The following is a 14,931-nucleotide window of genomic DNA, read 5'->3' on the forward strand; positions in this document are numbered from 1 at the left end:
CGCAAGGGTACCGGGGACGCACCGTCGCGGCCGAAGCGGCGCCGGGGCGACTCCCGTCCGTCCTCGCCGCGTCAGCCGAAGCTCTTGCCCTCCCCGCGGTACGTCGGGACGACGTCGACCACCTCGTCGCCTCGCACGAGGTGCACGCGGTCGAACCGCTCCATGGCCTCGCCGGCCTTGCCGTGGCGGAACCAGACGCGGTCCCCCACGCCCAGGTCGGGCGCCCCGGCGGCCCCGCGCGACCGGTGCAGCGGCGTCTGCACCTCGCCCGCGCCCTCGCGGCCCGTGAGCGACCATCCCGGCGTCACGACGCGCGGCAGCCGGCTGCGGGTCGCCGGGCCGGACGCGACGTACCCGCCGCCGAACGCCGTCGCCCAGCCCGGGCCCGGGACGCGCACGACGTCGAGGCCGAAGAACGCCGACGGCCGGGGCCGGAACGCGCGGTACTCGTCGAACAGGCCCGGGACGTACAGGCCCGACCCGGCCGTCACCTCGGTCACGACCGCGTCGGCGGACGACGTCTCGAGCGACCCCGTGCCGCCCGAGTTCACGAGCTCGAGGTCGTGCCCGACGACGTCCCGCACCGCCGCGACGACCTCGCCGCGGCGCTCGCCCAGCTCGAGGACCGAGAGCCGCTTGACCGCGCGGACGGCGAGGCTGGAGTCCGGCATCCCGGCGACCTGCGCCTCGTAGAACATGAGGCCCCGCAGCGCGAGACCGGGCGTCGAGACGACCCGGGCGGCGAGCGACGCGACGTCGCGCGCACCGTGCAGGGGCGAGCGGCGCGTGCCCAGGTGGACCGTCACGAGACCGAGGCCCACGCGCAGCGACGCGTCCACGTCGAGGCACACCCGCACGGGCGGCTCGTCCCCGGTGCCGGTCTCGGCGAGCGCGTGGCGCACGAGCTCCAGGTGCGCGGCGTCGTCGACCATGAGCGTGACCTCGCGCCGGCCGGCCTCGTGGCGGGCGAGCGCCGCGAGCGCCCCGCGGTCGACCGACGGGTAGCCCACGAGGACGTCGCGGACGCCCGACTCGACGAGCCACAGCGCCTCGCGCACCGAGTACGCCATGACGCCCTGGAAGCCCCGCTCGCCCGCGCGCGCGACGAGCGAGCGCACCCGCACGGACTTCGACGCGACCCGCACGGGGACCCCGCCCGCGCGCGCGAGCAGCTCGTCGGCGTTGGCGTCGAACCGGTCGAGGTCGACGACGGCGAGCGGGCCGTCGAGCGTCGCGGTCGCGCGGGTCAGGCGGGCCAGGAGCGACGGCGTCGCGCCCCGCTCGTCACCGTCCTGCGGGCCCGCGCCCTGGTCCGCCCCCGGTGCCGTGTGGGTCGTCATGGGGAGAACGTACGCCACCCGCCGGGCGTGAGACAGTACGACCTGTGAGCAGCGACGACGCCCTCTCCTGGACCAACTGGGCCCGCACGGCCTCCGCGACGCCGCGCCGTCGGGCCTCGCCGCGCGACGAGGCGGAGCTGGGCGGCCTCGTCGCCCGCGCCGCGGCGGAGGGCATGCCCGTCCGCGCGGTGGGTGCCGGGCACTCGTTCACCCCGGCCGCGGTCACGGACGGCCTCCTGCTCGACCTCGACCGGCTCAGCCTCGTCGAGCGCATCGCGCGCGGCGGGGCGGACGGCACCGACGGCGACGCGATCCTCGTGACCGTCGGGGCGGGCATCCGCCTGCACCGGCTCAACGAGGCCCTCGCCGCCGCGGGGCTCGCGATGCGCAACCTCGGGGACATCGATAGGCAGTCGGTCGCGGGCGCGATCTCGACGGGCACCCACGGCACCGGGGCACGCCTCGGCGGCCTCGCGACACAGGTGCGCGGCGTCCGCGTCGTGGGGGCCGACGGCGAGGTGCGCGAGGCGTCGCCCGCGCACGAGCCGGGCCTGTTCGAGGTCAGCCGGCTCGGGCTGGGGGTCACGGGCATCCTGTCCGCGGTGACGCTCGAGGTGGTCCCGGCGTTCCTCCTGCGCGCGCAGGAGGAGCCGTGGCCGCTCGACCGCGTGCTCGAACGGCTCGGCACGCCCGACGACCCCGACGGGCTCGTCGGCGGCAACGACCACTTCGAGTTCTACTGGTTCCCCCACACCCGCCGGGCGCTGACCAAGCGCAACAACCGCCTCGCGCCCGACGAGGAGGCCGTCGAGCTCGAGCGGCTGCGCACCACGGGCCCCGGGCCGGTCGCGCGGGCGCGCACGTGGGTCGACGAGGAGCTCCTGTCGAACGGCGCGTTCGAGCTCGTGAACCGGCTCGCGACCGCGGTCCCGCGCGTCACGCCGCGCCTCAACGCCGTCTCCGCGCGGGCGCTCGCGCCGCGCACGTACGTCGCGCCGTCGCACCACGTGTTCGTCACGTCGCGCCGCGTCCGGTTCCGCGAGATGGAGTACGCCGTGCCGCGCGAGCACCTCGTCGACGTGCTGTCGAGCATCGACGCGTGGCTGGACCGGTCCGGCGAGCACGTGCCGTTCCCCGTCGAGGTCCGGTTCGCGGCGCCCGACGACGTGTGGCTCTCCACGGCCCACGGTCGCGAGACCGCCTACGTCGCCGTGCACCAGTACGCGCGCCTGCCGCACGAGCGGTACTTCGACGCCGTCGAGCGCATCGTCGCCGAGGTCGGGGGCCGCCCGCACTGGGGCAAGATGCACGGTCTGGCGGCGGACCGGCTCCGGGAGCTCTACCCGCGGTTCGACGACGCCGTCGCCGTCCGCGACGCGACGGACCCCGAGGGCGTGTTCGCGAACGGCTACACCGACCGCGTGCTCGGCCCGGCCCCGGCCGCGCGGCGCTGACCGGCGACGTCCCGGACCCGTCAGGGGACGGGACGTCGTCCGCCCGTCAGGGGACGGGCTCTGGACCGTGCTCCCGCACCGGCGAGCCGTCGGGGCGCACCATCATCGACAGCACGTACTCGGCGAGCGCGTGGAAGCTGCGGACCGCCGTCTCGTCGTCCTGCTCGACGAGCCACGCGATCTCGATCCCGTCGATGTACCCCGCGACGACCCGGGACAGGAACCCCATGTCCATCGTGTAGCTGACGTTCCCCCGCTCGGCCACGTTCTCGAGGAACCCGCGCGTCATCGCCCAGGTCTGCTCGAGGTGCGTGTGCGCGACGGAGCGCAGCGCGCGGCTGCGCACGCCCGCCGTCGCGAACTCGAACGTGAGGAGCCGCATGTGACGACGCGGCGTCAGCCCGCTCCACAGGCCGTCGGCGGCGGCGTGGGCGAGCGCCACGACGTCGCCCTCGACGTCGAGCGCGGACCGGACGGGCTCGGAGGCCACGAGCGCGAGGCTGTTGCCCATGGCCTGGAGGAGCTCGTCCTTGTCCTCGAAGCAGTAGTGCACGACGCCGAGCGAGACCCCGGCCTCGGCCGCGACGCCGCGGATGGTCACGGCCTCGACGCCCTCGCGGACGGCGATGGTCATCGCGGCGTCGACGAGCTGGGCTCGGCGTTCCTCGACGGACATTCGGTTCATGTGCGATTCATCCCATGTGTCGTTCTTGGGAAAGTCAAACACATCGATGCGCTTCCAGCGATCGTAGAGGCAGGTGGCGGGCCTGGCACGCCGGACGGGAGCGGGCGAGAATGACGAGCCGGACCAGCCCCGGCCCCACCCCCGACGAAGGACTCCCGTGCCCCGACCGCGCCTGCCCCGCTCCCCCTGGACGCTCGCCCTCACGGCGGCCGTCGCGCTCGCCCTCGCGGGCTGCGGCGGGCCCGAGGACGCCGCCGGCGGCACGGAGCCGGTCGTGCACGACGTCCCCGAGATCCCGGTCCAGGTGACCGCGCCCCCGGGCTGGGAGCGCGGCACGCGCGACGGCGCGTTCCTGCTGCGCGCGCCGAGCGGCACGGGTTCCGAGGACTTCCGGGCGAACGTCGTCGTCACGGGCGAGGAGTCGACGCACACCGTCGACGAGGCGGGCGCCGCGACGACGGCGGCAGTCGCCTCGATCCCCGGCTGGGTGCCCGACCCCGACGGGCAGGGCCCCACGACCCTCGCCGGGCTGCCCGCCTACCGCGTGGCCGGGACGTACGACGCCGCGGGCACCGCCGTCGCGCAGGAGATCGTGGCCGTGCGGACGGGCGACGGGCCGGACGCGTGGGTCGTCGACCTCACGGCGTCGTACGCCGTCGACGACGCCGACGGCGCCGCGCAGGCGCGCGCGATCCTCGAGAGCGTCCAGGTCGCGCCCGCGGGCTGACGTCAGGCGAGCGGCGCGACCCGGACCACGAGGGCCGTGGCGACCGCCGCGACGCCCTCGCCGCGCCCGGTGAGGCCCAGCCCGTCGGTCGTGGTCGCCGTGAGGGTCACCGGGGCGCCCGCGGCCGCCCCGAGCGCCGCCTCCGCCTCCGCGCGGCGCGGCCCGAGGCGCGGCCGGTTGCCGATCACCTGGACGGCCACGTTCCCGATCTCGAACCCCGCGGCCCGCACCCGGCGCGCGGCCTCCGCGAGCAGGCTCGCACCGCTCGCGCCCGCCCACTCGGGCGCGCTCGTGCCGAAGTTCGAGCCGAGGTCGCCCAGGCCGGTGGCCGAGAACAGCGCGTCCGCGGCGGCGTGCGCCGCGACGTCGGCGTCGGAGTGCCCGGCGAGCCCGCGCTCGCCCGGCCAGTGCAGACCGCCCAGCCACAGCGGTCGCTCCTCGCCCTCGGGCGCGAACGCGTGGACGTCCACCCCGACGCCCGTGCGCGGGAGCGCCGGGACGGAGCCCGCGGCGGCCGGTGCGGTGGTGGGCGTCTCGGCCGACGTCCCGGTGGAGCCTGCAGGAGTGGTCAACGGTCCTCCCGGAGCGTCAGCGCCGCGACCCGCAGGTCGTGCGCGGTGGTGATCTTGGCCGCCGCGGCGTCGCCGGGCACCACGTGGACCGGGACACCGAGCGCCTCGACCAGCCCGGCGTCGTCGGTCGCGGCGACGGACTCGTCGTCCGCGCGGTGCGCCGCTGCCGCGTGCGCGCGGGCCAGGAGCTCGCCGTCGAACCCCTGCGGGGTCTGGACGGCGCGCAGCGCGCTCCGGTCGACCGTCTCGACGACGGGCTCCGCGCCGGACGCGTCTCCCGCGCCCGCGGGGGCCACGCGCTTGATCGTGTCCGTGACGGGGAGCCCCGGCACGACGGCCCCGTGGCCCGCGCGCACGGCCGCGACGACGCGGCGGACCAGCGACGGCGGCGCGAGGGGCCGTGCGGCGTCGTGGACGAGCACGACGTCGGCGGGCACGTCGCCCTCCGAGAGGTCGCGGCCGGCTCGGAGACCGGCCGCCACGGAGGCCTGACGGGTCCCCGCGCCCTCGACCACCCGGACCGGCCGGTCGACCGCGGGGTCGTCGGCCAGGAGCGTCGCGACGTGGTCGCGCAGCCCGGGCGGCGCGGTCACGACGAGCGCGTCCACGACCCCGGACGCGCACAGCCGCCGGGCAGCGTGCGCCACGAGCGGGAGGCCGTCGAGCTCGACGAGGGCCTTGGGCAGGTCCAGCCCGAGGCGGGTCCCGGAGCCTGCGGCGGTGAGGACGGCGAGAGTCGGCACGCGCACACGCTACCGGGCACGACGACGGGGAGGGCGCCGTCCGTACGGACGGCGCCCTCCCCGGTGGTCTGTGGCGCTGACTGCGCGGGCCGCGGCCCGGGACGTCAGGAGGCGAGCACCTCGTCGAGGATCGCCTCGGCCTTGTCCTCCTCGGTGTGCTCGGCCAGCGCGAGCTCCGAGACGAGGATCTGCCGTGCCTTCGAGAGCATGCGCTTCTCGCCGGCGGACAGACCGCGGTCGGCGTCGCGGCGGGAGAGGTCGCGCACGACCTCGGCGACCTTGATCACGTCGCCCGACGCGAGCTTCTCGAGGTTCGCCTTGTACCGGCGCGACCAGTTGGTCGGCTCCTCGGTGTAGGGTGCACGAAGCACCTCGAACACGCGGTCGAGACCCTCCTGGCCGACGACGTCACGCACGCCGACGAGGTCGACGTTCTCGGCTGGGACTTCGATGGTCAGGTCGCCCTGCGCGACCTTGAGCTTGAGGTAGATCTTGTCCTCTCCGCGGATGGTGCGCGTCTTGATCTCCTCGATCAGTGCGGCTCCGTGGTGCGGGTAGACAACGGTCTCGCCTACTGTGAACGTCATCTGCAGATGTCCCCTTTCGCGGTGGTCCACCTTACCACGCGGAAGGGCGGAAATCCGAGCCCCTGCGCCCCTTGACAAGCCCGTCACCAGCACGTTCGCCCAGGTCAGAGCCGTGTCAGCGCGCCTGACGAATCTCGAGGAGGGGCCTCTTCGGCCCCTCGGGAGCGCCCCGCGGGCCCTTTCAGGACCTTCACCTCGCGCGACGACCACCGTCCCGGCGCGCCCGGAGCCACGTGACGCCGCTCACGCCACGGTCGCGAGCCGGCCGTTCCGGCCGCCCTCGCCCTCCCGACGCACTAGGCTGGGCGCGGAATCCCGTCCCCCTTCTTGCAGCCCTGGAGTGCACGTGACCCGCATCCCGACCCCCCGAGCCTCGACCCGTGCGGAGTCCCGAGCGACCGGCCGTGCGCGCGCCTGGGCCGTGCCCCTCCTGGTCGCCGGTGTGGCCCTCGCGTCCGCCTGCTCCCCCATCGAGACGAACCGCCCGTACTCCCCCTCCGACGGCCTGCGGGTCGACCTCACCAGCGAGCTGCGCGGGCTCAACCTGCTCGTCGTGAGCGCGGAGGACGGCGAGCCGGGCGCCCTCGTCGGGGCCTTCGCCAACGACTCGACGGAGGACGTGGAGTTCGACGTGACGCCCGAGGGCGGCGCGCCGGTGACGATCCCCGTCGCGGCCGGCGAGACGGTCTACCTCGGCGCCGAGGACGGCTTCGACGCGCAGATCGGCCGCGTCGACGCGGCCCCCGGCGCGATGCTGCCCGTCACGGTGAGCACGACGACGGGCGAGGAGCAGACCCTCTCCCTCCCCGTCCTCGACGGCACCCTCGAGGAGTACGCGCACCTCCTGCCGTGACCGCCCAGGTCGCGCCGGAGATCGGCTCGGCTCGTGTCACCGCCCGGCGCTAGCCTTCGCGTGCCGCCCCACCACCCTGGTCGGGGCCTCGTACCGAAGGAACCCTGGTGACCCTCCCCCGCTCCACCCGCCGGCCGCTCGTCCTCGTCGTGAGCGCCGTCGCCCTCGCCCTGACCGCGTCGGGCTGCGGCGCGATCCTCGACGAGATCTCCGGACCCGCCGACGCCCAGCGCGACGAGCCCGGCGGCGAGGTGACCGAGGCATCGGACGCCGACGTCTTCTCGGTCCAGGTCGGCGACTGCATCGTCTCCTCGAAGCTGGACGACGCGGACCTGGTCGAGTCCGTGCCCGTCGTGCCGTGCTCGGAGCCGCACGACGCCGAGGTCTACGCCGAGACCGAGCTCCCCGCGGGCGACTACCCCGGTGACGAGGCCGTGACCACGAGCGCCGAGGAGTTCTGCTACGGCGCGTTCGAGCCGTTCGTGGGGCTCCCCTACGAGGAGTCGGCGCACGAGTACTGGTACTTCACGCCGCGCGCGGACGGCTGGAACCGGCAGGGCGACCGCGTGGTCCAGTGCGTCCTCGACACGAACGGCACCGACGTCACGGGCTCGCTCCAGGGCAGCGCCACCTGATCTCCTGATCCGTCCCGCACGCCCGACGGCGCCCCTCCCCGCGCGGGGAAGGGTGCCGTCGGGCGTCGGGCCGGGGCCGTGACGGACGGGCTCAGGTCACCCGAAGCGGCCGGAGATGTAGTCCTCGGTGGCCTGCTGCGTGGGCGAGGAGAACATCGTCGCGGTGTCGTCCATCTCGATGAGGCGCCCGGGCTTGCCGGTGCCCGCGATGTTGAAGAACGCGGTGCGATCGCTCACGCGCGCCGCCTGCTGCATGTTGTGCGTGACGATGACGATCGTGTACTCGTCCTTGAGCTCGGCGATGAGGTCCTCGATCGCGAGCGTGGAGATCGGGTCGAGCGCCGAGCACGGCTCGTCCATGAGGAGCACCTGGGGCTTGACGGCGATCGCGCGCGCGATGCACAGGCGCTGCTGCTGGCCGCCGGAGAGGCCCGAGCCCGGGCGGTCGAGGCGGTCCTTCACCTCGTTCCACAGGTTCGCGCCGCGCAGCGACGACTCGACGAGGTCCTCGGCGTCGGACTTCGAGATGCGCTTGTTGTTGAGCTTCACCCCCGCGAGCACGTTCTCCTTGATGGACATCGTGGGGAACGGGTTCGGCCGCTGGAAGACCATGCCGACCTGGCGGCGGACGGCGACCGGGTCGACGTCGTCGCCGTAGAGGTCGACGCCCTCCATCGCGACGGTCCCCTCGACGCGCGCGCCGGGGATCACCTCGTGCATGCGGTTGAGCGTCCGCAGGAACGTCGACTTGCCGCAGCCGGACGGGCCGATGAAGGCCGTCACGGACTGGGGTTCGATCGTCATGCCGACGTCCTGCACCGCGAGGAAGTCGCCGTAGTAGATGTTGAGGTCCTTGACGTCGATGCGCTGTGCCATCGGGGCTGTCCTGTTCTAGCGGAGGGTCTTGGGCGCGAACCAGCGGGTGACGAGTCGCCCGACGAGGTTGAGCAGCATGACGATGAGGATCAGCGTCAGGGCGGCCGCCCAGGCCCGGTCGTAGTTGATGTCGGGGAGGCACACGGCGTCGGTGACGTTGCTGCAGGGCACCAGGCCCTGGCTGTACTGCCGGTAGACGTACACCGGGAGCGTCATCATGCGGCCCTCGAAGAGGTTGCCGTTGATCGAGTCGACGACGCCGACCGTGATGAGGAGCGGCGCGGTCTCGCCGATGACGCGCGCGACGGCGAGCATGACGCCCGTCGTGATGCCGGCGATCGACGTGCGGAGCACGACCCGCACGACGGTGAGCCACTTGGGCACGCCGAGCGCGTAGGCGGCCTCGCGCAGCTCGTTCGGCACGAGCCGGAGCATCTCCTCGCACGAGCGCACGACGACCGGGATCATGAGGACGGACAGCGCGACCGAGCCGACGATGCCCATGCGCACCCCCGGCCCGAACAGCACCGCGAAGAGCGCGTACGCGAAGAGGCCCGCGACGATCGACGGGATGCCGGTCATGACGTCGACGAAGAACGTCACCGCGCGCGCGAGCGGCCCGCGCCCGTACTCGACGAGGTAGATCGCGGCGAGCAGGCCGATCGGCACCGAGATCACCGCGGCGCCGAGGGTGATGAGGAGCGTGCCGAGGATCGCGTGGTAGATGCCGCCCGCGTCCATGCCGCCGAAGACGCCGCGCATGGAGTGCGTGAGGAAGTAGACGTCGAACCGCTCCATGCCGTGCACGACGACGGTCCACGCGACGGACACGAGAGGCACCATCGCGAGGGCGAACGCGCCCCACATGAGGACCGTCATGGTGCGGTCCTTGCGGCGACGTCCGGCGTCCGCGCCGCGCAGGAGCGCGCGCACGGACGCGGTGCGCTCCGGGTCCGGTGCGGAGGCCCCGCGCGCGGGGCTGGTGCTGAGGGCGCTCATCAGTTGGCTCCCGAGAAGTCCTTGCGCCGCGCGACGATCGCGCGGGCGCCCATGTTGACGAGCAGGGTGATGACGAACAGCGCGAGGCCCGTCGCGATGAGGGCGCTCACCCCGAGCGGGTTCGCCTCGGGGAAGTCCGCCGCGATGTTCGCGGCGATCGTCTGCTGCTGCCCCGCCTGCAGGATCTTGAACGAGTAGAGGAGCCCGGGCGAGAGGATCATGAGCACGGCCATCGTCTCGCCGAGCGCGCGCCCGAGGCCGAGCATCGCGGCCGAGATGACGCCCGACCGCCCGAACGGGATGACCGCGGTGCGGATCATCTCCCAGCGCGTCGCACCGAGGGCGAGCGCGGCCTCCTCGTGGAGCTTCGGCGTCTGGAGGAACACCTCGCGGCTCACGGCCGTGATGATCGGCAGGATCATCACGGCGAGCACGAGCGCGACGGTGAGCAGGACGCGACCGGTCGGCGACGCCGGGCCGGCGAAGAGCGGGAACCACCCGAGGGTGTCGGCGAGCCAGGACCACACCGGCACGACGACCGGCGGGAGGACGAGCGAGCCCCACAGGCCGTAGACGACGCTGGGGATCGCCGCGAGCAGGTCGACGACGTAGCCCAGGGTCGAGGCGAGCCGTCGGGGCGCGTAGTGGGAGATGAACAGCGCGATGCCCATCGCGACGGGCGTCGCGAGCACGAGCGAGAGCGCCGCCGCGAGCAGCGTGCCGAAGATCAGCGGCCCCACGAACGACAGCAGCGACGCGCCCTCGGGGAACCACGCCACCTGCTCGCTCAGCTCGGCCCCGCCCGCGCTGAGTGCGGGCCACGCCCGCAGCAGCAGGAAGATCGCGACCGCGGCCAGCACAGCGAGGATGAGCGCGCCGGCACCCGTCGCGGTCCAGCGGAACGCGCGGTTCACGCCGCGGTCGCTGTTGCGGGCGCGGCGGCGTGAGGTGCCCGCGCGACGCGCGGGCTCGGACGAGCCGCCCGGCGCGGGGCCCGGCGTCGTGGGTGGGGCTGTGGTGGTCACTCTCGTGCTCCCGGTGTGCTGTCCTGCGGCGTACGGTCTGGTCGCGGGTCGGGGGCGACGGGGCCCGCAGGCCCCGCCGCCCCCCGGCGCCCGGCGGTCGTCAGCCGGCGGCGCCGACCGTGATGGCCTCGACGGCCGCGTGGACGTCCGTGCGCAGGTCCTCCGAGATCGGCGCGCTGCCCGCGGCCGACGCGGAGGCCGACTGGCCCTCCTCGCTCGAGACGTAGGTGAGGAACGCCTTGACGAGGTCGCCCGTCGCCTCGTCCTCGTAGTTGAGGCACGCCACCGCGTACGAGACGAGCACCAGCGGGTAGGCGCCGGCCTCGGTCGTGGTGCGGTCCAGCTCGACCGCGATGTCGTGCTCGTGCCGGCCCTCGACGCGCGGCGACGCGTCGACGACCTTGGCCGCGGCCTCCGGGGAGTAGGCGACCCACTCCTCGCCGACCTTGATCTTCGCGGTGCCGAGGTCGCCGGCCTTCGAGGCGTCGGCGTAGCCGATGGTGCCCTCGCCGCCCTGGACGGTCTGCACGACGCCGGACGTGCCCTGCGCGGACTCGCCGCCCTGCGTCGGCCAGTCGCCGCTCGGCTCGTGGCCCCACGCGTCGCCCGCGGTCGCGGCGAGGTACTCGGTGAAGTTCTCGGTGGTGCCCGACTCGTCGGAGCGGTGGACGGGCGTGATCGCCACGTCGGGGAGCGTCGCGTCGGGGTTGTCGGCGGCGATCTCCGGCGCGTTCCACTGCGTGATGGTGCCGTTGAAGATGCCCGCGATCGTGGCCGGGGCGAGGTTCAGCTCGGCGACCTCCGGCAGGTTGTAGATGATCGCGATCGGGCTGACGTAGACGGGGAGGTCGATCGCGCCGTCGGGGCCGCACACGGCCTGCGACTGGGTGATCTCCTCCTCCTTGAGCACCGCGTCGGAGCCGGCGAACGCGACGCCGCCCTCGAGGAACTGGGTGCGGCCACCGCCGGAGCCGACCGGGTCGTAGTTGACCGTGACGTCGGGGTTCGCGCTCTGGAACCCGGCGCGCCACGCCTCCATGGCGGACTCCTGCGAGCTCGCGCCCGCACCGTTGAGCTCACCGCTGAGGTCGCTCGCGGTCTCGGACGAGCCCTCGGAGGAACCACCGGTGGAGCCGTCGGCGCCGCCGACGGGGTCGTCCGACCCGCACGCGGCGAGGGTCAGGGCGAGCGCGCCGACCGCGACGGCGGATCCTGCACGGGAGAATCGGCTGAGCTTCACTCTTCGTTCCATCCTGTTCACGCGTCTCGTGCCACCAGCGAGCGCCGGTGACGATCCCGACGCTAGGAGCGCCGGGTGACGCGTTCCCCGAGAGCGGGTGAACGACGGATGAACAGTGCACAGACCTTCCGTGCCGGGCTGCCGGCTCGCGCGGCGGGCCCCGCGGCGTCGGACGACGACGGCCCCGGTGCGTCCGCGAGGGACGCACCGGGGCCGTCGTGCCGGCAGTCGCGCCGGTCAGTCGTGCCGGTCGTCCGTGCCGGACGGGACCGTCGGGTCAGGCCTGCCCGACGCCGTCGGCGATCTTGTAACCGAGGCCCCGCACCGTGAGGAGGTAGCGCGGGCTCGCGGGCTCGGGCTCGATCTTCGACCGGATGCGCTTGACGTGGACGTCGAGGGTCTTGGTGTCCCCCACGTAGTCCGTGCCCCACACCCGGTCGATGAGCTGCCCGCGCGTGAGCACGCGCCCGGCGTTGCGCAGGAGCAGCTCGAGGAGCTCGAACTCCTTGAGCGGGAACGGCACGACCTCGCCGTCCACGCTCACGGTGTGCCGCTCGACGTCCATGCGGACGGGACCGACCTCGAGCGCGCTCTCCGCGACCGGTTCGGCGCCGGCCTCCCCGCCCTTGCGGCGCAGCACGGCGCGCACGCGCGCGAGCAGCTCGCGGAACGAGTACGGCTTGGTCACGTAGTCGTCCGCACCCAGCTCCAGGCCGACGACCTTGTCGATCTCCGAGTCCTTCGCCGTGAGCATGATGACGGGGACGTCGCCGCGCTGGCGCAGCTCCCGGCACACCTCCGTGCCGCTCAGGCCGGGGAGCATGAGGTCGAGCAGGACGAGGTCCGCGCCGTCGGCGTCGTACCGCTCCAGCGCCTCCGTGCCCGTCGCCGCCTCGACGACGTCGAAGCCCTCGCGCCGCAGCTGGTACGTCAGCGGGTCGCGGTACGACTCCTCGTCCTCCACCACCAGGATGCGCGTCACGCGCCTACCTCCTTGTTCCGTGCGCCCGCGTCCGGGGCGCCGTCGTCCGACGCGTGCTCGTGCGGCACACGCTCGTGCTCGTCCGGTGCGCGACCCTCCGTCGCGTGCCCGTCGGGTGCCTGCTCGGCCACCCGGTCGGTCACCGTGCCGCGCGTCCGCGCGGCCGGGACGTTCGCCGCCGGGATGCGGAGCGTGAAGGTCGACCCGCGGCCCGGCTCGGACCACATCGTCACCTCGCCGCCGTGGTCGGCGGCGACGTGCTTGACGATGCTCAGCCCGAGGCCGGTGCCCCCCGTGTCCCGCGAGCGCGCCGGGTCGACGCGGTAGAACCGCTCGAAGACCCGCGCCTGCTCGTCGGCCGCGATCCCGATGCCCTGGTCCACGACGGCGATCTCGACGAGGTCGCCCGACCGCGTCACGCCGACGCCGACGCGCGTGTTCTCGCCCGAGTAGGCGACCGCGTTGTCGAGGAGGTTGCGCACCGCGGTGACGAGCAGGTTGTGGTCGCCGTAGACCGCGGCGTCCAGCTCGCCGCCCGTCGTGAGCACGATGCCCTTGCCCTGCGCGGTCGTGCGGGCGCGGTCGACGGCCTCCTCGACCACGCCGCGCACCGGCACGACCGTCACCTCCTGCAGGGCTCCCGCGACCTGGAGCCGCGACAGCTCGATGATCTCCTGCACGAGCGCGGACAGGCGCGTCGCCTCGGACTGCATGCGCGCGGCGAACCGGCGCACCGCCACCGGGTCGTCCGCGGCGTCCTGGACGGTCTCCGCGAGCAGCGCGAGCGCGCCCACCGGCGTCTTCAGCTCGTGGGACACGTTGACGACGAAGTCGCGGCGGATCGCCTCGACGCGCCGCGCCTCCGTCCGGTCCTCCGCGAGCACGAGCACGTGGTGCGGGCCCACCTGGGCCACGCGCACCTGGAGCATCACCGTGCCCCGGCCGACGGGACCGCGCGGGAGCTCGAGCTCCTCGTCGCGGATCACGCCGTCCCGGCGCACGTCGTCGATCATGTCGCGGATCGCGGCGTGCGCGATCGCGTCGCCGCGCACGACCCCCAGCGCGTACGCGGGCGGGCTTGCCCGCACGACCTCCCCCTCGCCGTCGAGCACGACGGCGGCGGACCGCAGCACGGCCAGCACCCGGACGAGTCCCTCGTCGAGCTCCGGCGCGGTCTCCTCGCGCACGGCGCGCTGCTGCCGCTCGCTCACGCGGAACGCGATCGCGGCGATCACGCCGACGACGATGCCCACGACACCGGCGAGCAGCACGGTCACGCCCTCGATCAGACTCTCGGCTTGCACCCGTCCAGCGTACGGTCGCGCACGCTCCCTCCCGGCCCCGCCGGCCCCTGGGCGGGCCCGAGCCGCCAAGAGTTCACCTGACGGCGCACTGGTGTTCACCGGCCGGTCGACCACGCCTGCGAGCGTGTCAGGAGCCGACGGCGTGCCCGGGCGCCTCCCGGCGCGTCGGGGCGCACGCCGTCACGGACCGGACCGACCGGTCACGACGAGAGGGAAGCGATGCGGGAGATCTTCGAGGCCGAGCTGAAGCAGGTCGGCGACGACCTGGCCGAGATGAGCCGGCTGGTGGAGTCGGCCGTGAACCGCGCCGGGCAGGCGCTCCTCACGGCGGACCTGCAGCTCGCGCAGTCGGTGATCGGCGACGACCACACGATCGACGCCCTCGAGCGCGAGCTCGACGAGCGCTGCGTGCTGCTGCTCGCGCAGCAGCAGCCCGTCGCGACCGACCTGCGGGTCGTCGTCAGCGCGCTGCGCATGAGCGCCACCCTGGAGCGCATGGGCGACCTCGCGCGTCACATCGCGCAGGTCGCACGCGGCCGCTACCCGGGCCGCGCGATCGAGCCGTCGCTGCACCGCACGTTCGAGCAGATGCACGACGCCGCCGTCCGCGTGGCGCGGCGCACGACCACGCTCCTCACGACGCGCGACCTCACCGTCGCCGCGAACATCGAGCGTGACGACGACCTGCTCGACAAGCTGCACCAGGACACGTTCAGCGCGCTGCTCGACGGCACGTGGACGGGCACGCCGCAGGAGACGGTCGACGTCACGCTCGTGGGCCGCTACTACGAGCGCTTCGGCGACCACGGGGTGTCGATCGCCAAGCGCGTGACGTACCTCGTGACCGGCGAGTTCGCCGACGACCGCGGCGCACCCGCGGGCACCACGCGCGCGACCGCCTGACACGCC

At 74.2% G+C, this 14,931-nt stretch carries 16 protein-coding genes; 5 read left to right on the top strand and 11 right to left on the bottom strand.

Annotated features, from left to right (window positions below; translation table 11 throughout):
- Nucleotides 1-71: 71 nt before the first annotated feature.
- Nucleotides 72-1,340: an alanine racemase gene (locus BJP59_RS13800; RefSeq protein WP_081895924.1), complete on the bottom strand. Its 1,269-nt coding sequence runs from the start codon at nucleotides 1,338-1,340 to the stop codon at nucleotides 72-74.
- Between the two features lie 44 nt (nucleotides 1,341-1,384).
- Here BJP59_RS13800 and BJP59_RS13805 point away from each other — a divergent pair, with 44 nt between their 5' ends.
- Nucleotides 1,385-2,794, top strand: a complete 1,410-nt coding sequence (locus BJP59_RS13805) for a D-arabinono-1,4-lactone oxidase (protein WP_194521198.1) — start codon at nucleotides 1,385-1,387, stop codon at nucleotides 2,792-2,794.
- 46 nt (nucleotides 2,795-2,840) lie between these two features.
- Here BJP59_RS13805 and BJP59_RS13810 read toward each other — a convergent pair whose 3' ends face one another.
- On the bottom strand, nucleotides 2,841-3,479 hold the full coding sequence (locus BJP59_RS13810) for a TetR/AcrR family transcriptional regulator (RefSeq protein ID WP_081599891.1): 639 nt from the start codon (nucleotides 3,477-3,479) through the stop codon (nucleotides 2,841-2,843).
- A 157-nt stretch (nucleotides 3,480-3,636) separates the two neighbouring features.
- Here BJP59_RS13810 and BJP59_RS13815 point away from each other — a divergent pair, with 157 nt between their 5' ends.
- Nucleotides 3,637-4,206, top strand: a complete 570-nt coding sequence (locus BJP59_RS13815) for an LpqN/LpqT family lipoprotein (RefSeq protein ID WP_194521199.1) — start codon at nucleotides 3,637-3,639, stop codon at nucleotides 4,204-4,206.
- A gap of 2 nt (nucleotides 4,207-4,208) precedes the next feature.
- Here the strand turns inward: BJP59_RS13815 and ispF are convergent, their stop codons facing one another.
- From ispF to BJP59_RS13830, 3 genes are all read right to left on the bottom strand, one after another.
- Nucleotides 4,209-4,676 carry a 2-C-methyl-D-erythritol 2,4-cyclodiphosphate synthase gene (ispF, locus tag BJP59_RS13820; protein ID WP_228485441.1) on the bottom strand — a complete coding sequence of 156 codons (468 nt, stop codon included), beginning with the start codon at nucleotides 4,674-4,676 and terminating at the stop codon, nucleotides 4,209-4,211.
- Nucleotides 4,677-4,774: 98 nt separating this feature from the next.
- Nucleotides 4,775-5,521: a 2-C-methyl-D-erythritol 4-phosphate cytidylyltransferase gene (ispD, locus tag BJP59_RS13825; protein WP_137281514.1), complete on the bottom strand. Its 747-nt coding sequence runs from the start codon at nucleotides 5,519-5,521 to the stop codon at nucleotides 4,775-4,777.
- Between the two features lie 104 nt (nucleotides 5,522-5,625).
- Nucleotides 5,626-6,108, bottom strand: coding sequence for a CarD family transcriptional regulator (locus BJP59_RS13830; RefSeq protein ID WP_031315710.1), 483 nt, complete (start codon nucleotides 6,106-6,108; stop codon nucleotides 5,626-5,628).
- A 442-nt stretch (nucleotides 6,109-6,550) separates the two neighbouring features.
- Here BJP59_RS13830 and BJP59_RS13835 point away from each other — a divergent pair, with 442 nt between their 5' ends.
- Both BJP59_RS13835 and BJP59_RS13840 read left to right on the top strand, forming a co-directional pair.
- Nucleotides 6,551-6,961: a hypothetical protein gene (locus tag BJP59_RS13835; protein ID WP_228485069.1), complete on the top strand. Its 411-nt coding sequence runs from the start codon at nucleotides 6,551-6,553 to the stop codon at nucleotides 6,959-6,961.
- Nucleotides 6,962-7,068: 107 nt separating this feature from the next.
- Nucleotides 7,069-7,596, top strand: a complete 528-nt coding sequence (locus tag BJP59_RS13840; RefSeq protein WP_021481982.1) for a septum formation family protein — start codon at nucleotides 7,069-7,071, stop codon at nucleotides 7,594-7,596.
- Nucleotides 7,597-7,692: 96 nt separating this feature from the next.
- Here BJP59_RS13840 and pstB read toward each other — a convergent pair whose 3' ends face one another.
- The 6 genes from pstB to BJP59_RS13870 all read right to left on the bottom strand — a co-directional run bounded on the left by pstB (nucleotide 7,693) and on the right by BJP59_RS13870 (nucleotide 14,022).
- Entirely contained in the window at nucleotides 7,693-8,472 is a 780-nt protein-coding gene (gene pstB, locus BJP59_RS13845; RefSeq protein ID WP_021481981.1) for a phosphate ABC transporter ATP-binding protein PstB, read from the bottom strand.
- 15 nt (nucleotides 8,473-8,487) lie between these two features.
- Nucleotides 8,488-9,471, bottom strand: a complete 984-nt coding sequence (gene pstA / locus BJP59_RS13850; RefSeq protein WP_021481980.1) for a phosphate ABC transporter permease PstA — start codon at nucleotides 9,469-9,471, stop codon at nucleotides 8,488-8,490.
- Nucleotides 9,471-10,496, bottom strand: coding sequence for a phosphate ABC transporter permease subunit PstC (gene pstC, locus BJP59_RS13855; protein ID WP_034654023.1), 1,026 nt, complete (start codon nucleotides 10,494-10,496; stop codon nucleotides 9,471-9,473). Before pstC ends, pstA begins: the two co-directional genes overlap by 1 nt.
- Nucleotides 10,497-10,596: 100 nt before the next feature.
- Nucleotides 10,597-11,736, bottom strand: a complete 1,140-nt coding sequence (pstS, locus tag BJP59_RS13860) for a phosphate ABC transporter substrate-binding protein PstS (protein WP_021483683.1) — start codon at nucleotides 11,734-11,736, stop codon at nucleotides 10,597-10,599.
- Between the two features lie 277 nt (nucleotides 11,737-12,013).
- Nucleotides 12,014-12,718, bottom strand: coding sequence for a response regulator transcription factor (locus BJP59_RS13865; protein ID WP_076406159.1), 705 nt, complete (start codon nucleotides 12,716-12,718; stop codon nucleotides 12,014-12,016).
- Complete coding sequence (locus tag BJP59_RS13870) at nucleotides 12,715-14,022, bottom strand: sensor histidine kinase (RefSeq protein ID WP_228485070.1); 1,308 nt, start codon at nucleotides 14,020-14,022, stop codon at nucleotides 12,715-12,717. The genes BJP59_RS13865 and BJP59_RS13870 overlap by 4 nt, the downstream gene beginning before the upstream one ends.
- A gap of 219 nt (nucleotides 14,023-14,241) precedes the next feature.
- Between BJP59_RS13870 and phoU the strand changes: the two genes are divergently transcribed.
- Entirely contained in the window at nucleotides 14,242-14,925 is a 684-nt protein-coding gene (phoU, locus tag BJP59_RS13875) for a phosphate signaling complex protein PhoU (protein ID WP_021482507.1), read from the top strand.
- Nucleotides 14,926-14,931 lie beyond the last annotated feature (6 nt).

Source organism: Cellulosimicrobium sp. JZ28 (genome assembly GCF_015327065.1).
GTDB lineage: Bacteria > Actinomycetota > Actinomycetes > Actinomycetales > Cellulomonadaceae > Cellulosimicrobium > Cellulosimicrobium funkei.